The sequence below is a fragment of the Gordonibacter sp. genome (genome assembly GCF_036667095.1).
In the GTDB taxonomy this organism is placed as follows: Bacteria; Actinomycetota; Coriobacteriia; order Coriobacteriales; family Eggerthellaceae; genus Gordonibacter.
Window position 1 is genome coordinate 1 of the sequence record NZ_JAVWUP010000103.1, and the last position, 9,386, is coordinate 9,386.

General features: G+C 65.6%; 4 protein-coding genes and 1 tRNA gene. 3 read left to right on the forward strand and 2 right to left on the reverse strand.

Annotated features, from left to right (window positions below):
- Window positions 1-209 precede the first annotated feature (209 nt).
- A tRNA-Glu gene (locus tag RR842_RS09435) sits at window positions 210-284 on the forward strand.
- 43 nt (window positions 285-327) lie between these two features.
- On the opposite strand, the gene RR842_RS09440 is transcribed toward RR842_RS09435, so the two are convergent.
- Window positions 328-1,227, reverse strand: coding sequence for an EamA family transporter (locus RR842_RS09440; RefSeq protein WP_332729576.1), 900 nt, complete (start codon window positions 1,225-1,227; stop codon window positions 328-330).
- A 65-nt stretch (window positions 1,228-1,292) separates the two neighbouring features.
- Between RR842_RS09440 and RR842_RS09445 the strand changes: the two genes are divergently transcribed.
- Together RR842_RS09445 and RR842_RS09450 are read left to right on the forward strand one after the other, a co-directional pair.
- The gene (locus tag RR842_RS09445) at window positions 1,293-4,235 is read left to right on the forward strand and encodes a PD-(D/E)XK nuclease family protein (protein ID WP_332729578.1); all 2,943 of its coding nucleotides are present in this window, start codon (window positions 1,293-1,295) and stop codon (window positions 4,233-4,235) included.
- A gap of 7 nt (window positions 4,236-4,242) precedes the next feature.
- Window positions 4,243-7,923, forward strand: coding sequence for a UvrD-helicase domain-containing protein (locus tag RR842_RS09450; RefSeq protein ID WP_332729580.1), 3,681 nt, complete (start codon window positions 4,243-4,245; stop codon window positions 7,921-7,923).
- Between the two features lie 385 nt (window positions 7,924-8,308).
- Here the strand turns inward: RR842_RS09450 and RR842_RS09455 are convergent, their stop codons facing one another.
- A complete protein-coding gene (locus RR842_RS09455; RefSeq protein ID WP_332514293.1) occupies window positions 8,309-9,235 on the reverse strand; it encodes a glycosyltransferase family 2 protein in 927 nt (308 codons plus the stop codon).
- Between the last annotated feature and the right edge of the window lie 151 nt (window positions 9,236-9,386).

Here is a 9,386-nt window from a genome sequence, read left to right on the forward strand (position 1 = left end):
TGTCTAAGTTTGGTTAAGAGCTGTCAACTCAGTCGGCGAGCACTCTAATACAGCAAAAACCCGAGACAGCGTGAAAAGTCTGACGGCGCGCAGGGCCCCTGTTTCCAGCTTCAGTCCGCCTCGGGAAAACCTTTCAAAATTTACTCTTGCAATGGCAGGAATGCTTTGCGATAATATGCAAGCTGTTTTCTGCAAAGGAAAACGCGCATGTCCCCATAGTCTAGAGGTCAGGACGCGGCCCTTTCAAGGCTGAGACACGGGTTCGATTCCCGTTGGGGGCACCAAACTTGCAGACTCGTTCCGATGGAGCGGGTCTTTTTATTTCCCTCAGGTTGTGGAATCGGGCAACTTGGGGGGCAGCAGGTTCGGCAGCTGGGACACCACGACCCCGGCGAGAATGACTACGATGCCGATTGTCTGCAGGACGTCGATGGGCTCGCCGAGGATCAACACCGAGACAAGGATGCCGCAGGGTAGCTCGGAAGAGGCCATGATAGTGGACAGACCCGTGGGCAGATGCGGTGTGCCGATGCCGAATAATATAACCGGGATTAGTAGGCCAAATGCGCCGAGAACCAGCCCGTACTTCCAAATGCCTGCTTGCAAGGCCCCGCTGGCGAAATACGTCGGGCACGCGATGAACCCCAAGATGCAGGCGCCCAGGCATACGAACAGGCCGCGTTGGATGGGCGGCAGGTCCACGCCGATGCGGCCTGACAGGAACATGAAGAGCGCGGTGCTGACGGCCGAGAGCAGGCCGCAAACCACGCCGAGCGGATCGACCTGGTCGAGCGCCTCCGAGAACAGGCCGCTTGCCAGCAAGGTGCCGCCCAAGATGATGGCGGCTGCAGCCAATTCGGCGGGTTGTGGCCGCCGTCTGGTTACGATGATCTGGATGACCACGCCTATCCAGGTGAACTGGAACAGCAGCGTGATGGCGACGGCGACGGGAAGTTTCGTCAGGGCGAAGTTGTACAGCACGCAGGTGGTGCACGTGGTCAGGCCCAAGGCCAGAAGGCTGGCGATGCGTTTTGGCGACAGCCGTACGGGGCGCTTGCCGCGTAGTATCAGCACCAAGAGGGCTGCCGCAAATAGCAGCGTGCCGAACAGGGGCTGGCTGGCTGCTATTTGCGTCCAGGAAAAGCCGTCGTTCAACGCGAACTTCACGGTAGTGGCCATGATGCCGTAGCTGGCACCGCCCGCGAATACGAGGGCCGAATATTTCAAGGTGTTCTTTTGCATGGCCGCCATTCTAGCGCATCCGGCGCGATGCGCGCGGGTACAATAGCCCTATGTCCTATAGAATCGAAATTGCAGACAACGCGACTTCCGCCCTGGAAGAAGCTTCCGACGTGGTCGCCGAGCACCTGCGTGCTGGCGAGATGCCGGTTATCCTGGTGCCGACGCCTGCTGCGGTCGCGCGCGTCCGCTGTGCGCTTGCGCAGGGTCCCCTTGCGCTCGGTGTGCGGGTGGAGACGCTGCCGTCGTGGGTCGAGGACCGTCATGAGGTGTTCGGCGATGGCAGGCGTATCGTGGCGCCGGTCGAGCGCACGCTGCTGATACGCCGCCTGCTGTCAGACGGGTCCGACGTGATGGATGCCGGAGAGGCGGTGAGCGGGCTTGCGGCTACGCCGGGCACCGTCGATTTGGTGGCGGGGCTTGCGCGCGACGCGCTGCCCCTTCTCATCGGCAACGAGGTGCGGGCAGATGAGGCGGCGTTGAGCGAAGGCGAGCGGGCGGCTGTCGCGACGCTGGTGCGCTACGCGGATGCGCTTCGCCGACGAGGGCAATGCGAGTTGTCGGAAGCCGCCTGCCGCTTGCCCGTCGTGCTCGACGCGCCGCCTCCTTTGGTGCTGCTGGGCTTCGATAACCTGGGATGTGCTTTCGGGCGCATGCTGGACGCACTGGCAAAACGCGTGGACGTGGTGCGCGTTGACGATGGTTGCCGCGCGGCGGATCGCGGTGCCCGCGCGCCCGAGCTGCAAGGGCTGCTCGACCGGCTTTTCTCGCCCGCAGCCGGGGACGCTCTCACGCCGACGGGGGCGGTGCGGTTCCTGCTGCCCGCCGGTCGCTACGCCGCAGCCTCCCTGGTGGCGCGCACGGCGGTCGACGCAGTGCTGTACGAGCGCGAGCGGGCGGCATCGGACGGCAGGGCGACGCTTCCTGTATGCGTGGTGGCGCGGGACCCTGCGGCGGCGTTCTCGGACGTGGCGGACTACGTGGCCGGCCGCGGCGTCTCGGCAGCCGTCTCCTTCCGCACGACGTTTGCCGAGACCGATTTCGGGCGTGCGTTCCTGGCGCTTGCGGGCTTTGCCCTCGGCGGCGAGTACCGCGTGTCGCAGGCTTCCGATTTTGTGCTCAGCTCGTTTTCGGGTGTTGCGCAGCGAGCCGCCTATGCACTCGACGCCGCATGGCGGGGCAACCGCATGGTCGATCGGGCGCGTATTGCGACCGACTTGGCCGAGGCAAGCGATGCGGCGCGCGAGGCGCTGGCCGCGTTCGCGCAGGGTGATGCCGACGGGGCGCTGGCGGCGCTTGAGGCGCGTTTGCGTCGCAGGGGCGACCTGGATGCGGCGTACCGGGCCGAGCAGCTGGCGGCCGCCGGCGCGGCTCGCCGTTTCGTGCAGGCCTGCGACGAGGTGGGCATGTCGTTTACGCGTGCGCTGCCGCTTTTGGAGCAGGTATCGGTCGCGCAAGGCGCACGCGTGGACGGCGCGCCGCTCTCGCCTGCTGTGCGGGGGTGCGGGACGGTGAGGGAAGACTCCCATCCTGACGTGCTGTTCCTGTCTCTTGCCGATGCTGCCGAGCGTCCAAGCTGCTCGTGCTCGACGTTGGTGCTGTGCGATCTGTCGGCTGCTGCTTACCCAGTGCGCCCAGCCGAGGATGGCGGCACGCTGCTGCTGGAGAAGCTGGAGCTAGGGTGTGCGATCGACGCGCTTACGGCGACGCGGCGACGGTTCTTCCGCGCTCTTGCGACGGCGCGCGATGCGGTAGTGTGCGAGCGGCCTTTGAACACGGTCGATGCCGATGAGGCCTATCCGTCCGTCATGTACGAGGAGTTGCTGGACTGCTACCGCAACGATCCGACGCAAAGCGGCGACCTGGACCGTGCGACGGGGCTTACCGCGGCGCTGGCTTCCTTTGCGAGCACGGCGGGCGAGGACGACCTGCATGGCAACCTGGCCTTGGGCGACGACGTGCAGGACGCGGAGGTATGGGATATTCCTGCGAGCGGGCACCTGACCGCTGCCGGTCGCGCGCGCGTCGTGCTGCCGCGCCCTGCGCACGCTGGCGGTGCTGCGCCGCTGCTGCTGTCGCCGTCCGCTCTCGAGAGCTATCTGGAGTGCCCGTGCAAGTGGTTCTCGCTGCGCCGTTTGCGCCTGTCCGAACCCGATGCGGGTTTCGGTCCGATGGAGATGGGTACCTTCTCGCACGGTGTGCTGAAGAGTTTTTACGAGCATTTCATCGAGCAGGGGCATGCGAAGGTCACCGAGCAGAACCTCGGGCAGGCCCGGGTGCTGCTTCACGAGGTGTTCGACCGTCATCTGGCCTTCCAGCCCGAATTGCCGCCGCGCCGCAATCCGCTGGTGCCGTTGGGGGCCTTTGAGCAGACGGAAGTACGCGACTTGGAGCGCAAGCTTGCAGGCTACCTCGATCGCGAGGCCAAGCTGTTGTCCGGTTTCGCACCGACGTACTTCGAGTACGATTTCGGGTCTGCCGAGCTGTTCGAATATGCCGGGTGCGCCTTGCGCGGCAGCATCGACCGCATCGATGTGAACGAGGATGGACAGGCGGTCGTCATCGACTACAAAGGGTCGTTGACCGGCGATTACGCGTTGGCTTCGGCTTCTCCTGCGGCGCAGGCGGGCGACACCGTGCTGCCCCATAAGGTGCAGGCGCTTATCTACGCGCAAGCGGTTCGTCGTGTGCTGGGGCTGGATGTTGTGGGAGCGCTGTACGTATCCTATGGGCGCGATGGGCGCATCGCCGGTGCGATCGATCGCACGGTGCTCGGACAGGAGGCTCTGCTGGGCGTCGACATGGACGCGTGCGGCGTGCCGGGGCCGGCGGCCGACGCGCTGGGGGCCGTGTCGTTTGCCGAGGCGGTCGATCGGGTCGAGGAGGGCATTGCAAAGGCGGTCGCTTCTCTGGGCGAAGGCCTTGTAGCGCCCGATCCGCGTGGCGGCGACCCGTGCGGCTACTGTCCAGTACTGGCCTGCGAAAGAAGGCGGTAGCAAGCCTATGAACCTCGACTCCTGTACACCGGGGCAGCGCGCGAGCATCGAGTGCGTAGATGGCCCGCTGCTCGTGTCTGCCGGCGCCGGCTCGGGCAAGACGTTCACGCTCACCCAGCGTATTGCCTATGCGCTGCTGCCCGAGAGCGGGCCCGCTGCTGCCGGCATCGACGAAGTGCTGGCCATCACGTTCACCGAAAAGGCGGCCGCCGAGATCAAGGCGCGCGTCAAGCGCACGCTGCGCGCCGAGGGCTTGGGAGACGAGGCCTTGCGGGTGGACGGCGCCTGGATATCCACCATCCACGGAATGTGCGCGCGCATCCTGCGCGCTCATGCACTGGAACTGGGGATAGACCCGGCTTTCGGCATTGTGGGCGATGCGGAGCGCGCTGATATGGTGGCGGATGCCATCGACGAGGCGTTGGGGCAGGACAACCATATCGTCGGGCGCGGTTCGTACGCGGCCTTGTTCGACGAGTTCCCGGCGCGCTCGGCACTGCCGACCGCCCCGTCGGTCGCCTCGATGCTGGCGTGCTTGCTGGACCGCGCGGTCGGACTGCGCGGCGGCTTGGATGCTCTCGACTTCGGGCCGCCTCCGGCACCGCCCTCCTCGCTCGCTCGCGCGATGCTGCTGGCCTATGAGGAAGTGCGGCCAGCCTTGGAGCAGGGCGGGAAAAGCGCTGCGGCCGAGAAGGCCCGCGTGCAGGCGTGCGATGCCGTCCAAGCGCTGGGCGATTACCTTGCACGGCAAAATCCGCCTGCGGCAACGGAAGCGGCGACGGAAGCGGGGGCGGAGCCGGGGGCGGCGACGGAAGCGACGGCCGGCGCATCGGCACCGTCGGCCCTGCGCGACCTTGCCGCCGTGGTCGAGCGCTGCGCGTATTTGCCCAAGAAGTTCGGCACTGCTGAGGTGAAGGCACAGGTCGCCGCCTATCAGGACGTACATGCCCATGTCTGCCGCGAGATCGCACTGGGTCTGGCATGGCCGCGTGCGGCCGAGCTGCTGGCATTGGCGCGCGAGGTGTCCGTGCGCTACGAGGCGAAGAAGCGCGCCGCATGCAAGCTGGACAACGACGACCTGCTGGTCAAGACGCTTGCGGCCCTCGAGGAACACCCGCAGGTAGCGCATCGCTACGCGGACCGCTTCAAACTGGTCATGGTCGATGAGTTCCAGGATACGAGCCAGCTGCAGATAGACCTGATCGGGTACGTGGCGGGGGAGAGGTCGGCGCGCCTGTGCACCGTGGGCGACGCGCAGCAGTCCATCTACCGTTTCCGCGGTGCCGATGTGAATGTCTACGAGGCCCATAAGACGGCTATGCGCGCGCAGGGAACCGATGCGCTGTACGTCGAGCTGACCAAGAACTTTCGCAGCCATGCCGACGTACTGTCGTTCGTCGACCGCGTGTTCGAGCAACCCTCCGTGTTCGGCGAGGGCTTCATGTCGCTGGCTCCGCATGTTGGCCGTGCCTCAACCTATCGCGGGGCGGGCCCGCGCATCGATCTCGTGTGCGCCCTGAGCCCCTCGGGGCGCAATACCGGCGTGGGGACAGACGACGCGAAGCGTGCCTGCGCCCGTGCCATCGCCGAGCGTTTCGCCGCCTTGCGCACACAAGGCCATGCGCCTCGTGACATGGTGGTGCTGCTGGGGAAGATGTCGCGTGCTGAGGTGTACGCCCAGGCGCTGCGCGACGAAGGGTTCGAGTGCGCTGTGACGGGCGGGTCGCTGTTCGCGTCGGCATCCGAGGTGCGCTTGGTGGCCCGGCTGGTGGAAGTGCTGGCGAACCCGGCCAACACCGCTGCCCTCTTTGAGGTGCTGACGAGCGATCTGGTGCACCTCTCGGCGGATGACCTGCTGGAGCTTGCTACCGAAGAAGATGCCGAGACCGGAGAGATGCGCCGTCGCGACCTGGACCGTGGCTTCGCGCGCCTGGCCGAGCGCACGGCGGAGCTGCCAAAGCGCCTTGCGCATGCGGTGGATCTGCTCGCACGTGCCCAGCGTGAGGTGCGCACGCGCCCGCTTTCCCGGGTGGTGCAGGATACGGTCGTGCGCTCGGGCTGGATGGCCCGCTTGCAGGGCCAGGGAGCAGCGGGACTTGCGGTGGCCGCCAACGTGCTGAAAGCCGTGCGCATGCTCGAACAGCTGGAAAGCGAGCGGCATCTGGGGCTGGCCAGCGCCGCACGTGCGTTCTCAGGCGAGTTGGCCACCGGGTTGAAGGAGGCGCCAGGTGCGCTCTCGGGCGCGGGAGGCGATGTGGTGAAGATCATGACGATCCATGCCTCGAAGGGCCTCGAGTTCCCTATCGTCGCCTTGGCGGACTTTGCCGGGGCGGCCATGGCGCCGGGCAAGCTGGTCGTGGAGACGGCCGCCAACGTCGCCCGGGCATCGCTGGCGGCCGGCGGCTCGCTGGAAGCCTACCCTGGCATTGCTAGGCGTGCGACCGGTGCGCCGGGCAGCGAGGAGGATGCCGACGCGGCTGCCGCCCGCCGCTTGCTGGAAGGCGACGGTCCTGCCTGCGACGGACGTGGGGCGGCGCTTTGCAGCCAGGATGCCTACCGTAGGGCACTGCGCGAGCGCGCTGCTGCCGAGGAGTTGGCCGAGGCGCGCCGCAAGCTGTACGTGGGTCTGACGCGAGCGAGCGAGGCGCTAATCGTCGCCTTCGACGTCAAGGCTCCCTCGGCAGGAAAGGCACCCTCATACCCGCAGTTGGCAGACGATATACGCAGCGCGCTCTGCGGCTCCTCCGATTTCCCCGAGGGAGTTGCCCTTTTGGATTTCGGTGGCAGTGAACCTGCGCGCTTCGAGCGCATTCTAGTCCAAGGGGCGGTTGTCCCCTGTGACGAGGAAACGGCGGTGGCACTCCTCGACGCATCCGAGCCGGTTCGCTTCGCCGTGCCCCGGATGGCGGGTAGCGATCAGCTGCCGCGGCACCCTTGGAGTTCTTTGCGCGAGGAGGTGTTCTCGTATACCTCGATCGCACCCTCCCTGACCGGCGAAGAGCAGCTGTCGCATTCCGATGCGCTGCCGGGTGATGCCTTCGACGTCGTGTCTGCTTTCGAGGGCGACCTGCCGCTTGTGTGGCCCGAGGAGGATGAGGCCGCTGTCCACCCGCCCGCCGATGCGGACAAGGCCACGGGTTTGGGCAGTGCGTTTCACCGCGCCGCTCAATTCGCCGTGGAGACGGGGCGCGTGCCCGATGCCACCCGCCGATCGGCGCTTGCCGACGCGCTGGGCCTCTCGGATGCGCAGCGGGAGCGGTTTGCAGCAGCTTGCGAGTGCTGGTTTGCCAGTGCCGTGTACGCCGATGCGATGAGGTGGCCGTTGCGCCGCGCTGAGGTACCGTTCTCCGTCCCGCTTGCAGGCGGGTATCTGGAAGGCGAGATCGACCTTCTGTGCACGCGCGGCCCTGTGAACAGCGGTTCTGCACTGGTTATCGACTATAAGACGGGCGGCATGCCAGACGAGCGCCCTGACGACATCTACGCCAAACACCTTCTTCAGGCCGAATGCTACGCCTATGCCCTGTTGTCGCAGGGCATAGGCGAGGTGGAGCTGCGCTTTGTCCGTGTCGAGCGCGTGCAACAGGGGAGTTTCGAGCCTCAGGTTGTAGCGTATCGCTTCGTGGCTGCCGACCAGGAGGCGCTGCGGGAGCGGATTGTGGCTGCCCACAGCGCCTCCCGGTCGTAGCCGCGGTGCGCGGGCATTCTACTCTTCTCCTCAATCTGTAACATATAGGTTACAGATTGAGGCTATTGAGCAGGTTAATAACAGCTATAGAGTAAACCTTAAATTATGGATAGAAAAGATCAATTATTCACGACTGTAAATGATCAGTGCCGTTTGCTAAGATGTTCCTCACCACAAGGGGCGGGCGAGCATGAGGAAGTGCGAGGCCCCGCAGCAGAGCAGCCCGTCCCTTCCCGTGCATTCATGCGCTTATTGAAAATGAAAGCTCGCTCGATATTCGCCGAAGAGGCTCGGTTTCGCAGCAAGAAGTCACCTTCCTCGTTTCCCGAAAGACCGAAAAGGTAACCTGCCATGCTTCGCCTGTAGTGCCGCAGCGCGGGCCGGGCTAGTTGCGCCCGTACTCCCGATACGCTTCCGTCACCTGTATCTCGTACTGCTTGCGCGAGCCCTTCACCACCGTGTCCAGGATGAGTCCGCAGGTGAACGCCAGAAGCCCGATGAATACGAGCGCCACGGCCAGAAGGGCGCTCGGCAGCTTCGGCACCAGGCCGGTGGCGGCGAACTCCCACACCACGGGGAGCCCGGCGACGAGGCCCAGCACGCAGAACAGCAGCGCTACCCAGGAGAACAGGGCCAACGGCCGGTAGTCCTTGAACAGCGACATGATCATGAGCAGCACCTTCATGCCGTCGGAGAACGTGTCCAGCTTGCTCTCGGACCCCTCGGGCCGGTCGCGGTAGCCGATCGGCACCTCAGCGATGCGCCAGCGCTTGTCCACCGCGTGGATGGACAGCTCCGTCTCTATCTCGAAGCCCGGCGAGAGTACCGGCATGGTCTTGGCGAACACGGCGTTGAAGGCGCGGTAGCCCGTCATGACGTCGGAGAACTCGAAGCCGTAGATGTGCTTGATGAGGAAGCGCACGAGGTCGTTGCCAAAGCCGTGGAAGGCCCGGTCGTTCTCCTCGCCATAGGTGCCGTTGGACAGGCGGTCGCCCACGCACATGTCGGCCTCGTCGGCCATGAGCGGGGCTAGCAGCTCCGGCGCGGCCTCGGCGGGGTAAGTGTCGTCGCCGTCGACCATGACGTAGTAGTCCGCGTCCACGTCGCGTAGCATCTGGCGCACTACGTTGCCCTTGCCCTGGCGCCGCTCCGCGCGCACCACGGCCCCGTGCTCGCGCGCGATGTCGGCCGTGCCGTCGGAGGAGTTGTTGTCGTAGACGTAGACGGTGGCCTCGGGCAGCACGCGGCGGAAGTCGTCGACCACCTTGCCGATGGTTAGGGCTTCGTTGTAGCAGGGGATGAGCACGGCCACGGTGCTAGGGGAGGCGTTCGTCTCTGCGTGTGCGGCACCTGCTGTATCCGTCGTAGTCTCTTGCACGTTCTCTCCTCGGGTTTCGGGTGGGACTATCCTACCTGAAAGCCTGCCGATGCGCCAGACGCTGCCTGTTCCTTTCGATCCCGTG

What these genes read in the sequence shown, in the direction of transcription:
- RR842_RS09450 (WP_332729580.1), top strand. Translation starts at nt 4,243, where the DNA reads ATGAACCTCGACTCCTGTACACCGGGGCAGCGCGCGAGCATCGAGTGC.
- RR842_RS09445 (WP_332729578.1), top strand. Translation starts at nt 1,293, where the DNA reads ATGTCCTATAGAATCGAAATTGCAGACAACGCGACTTCCGCCCTGGAA.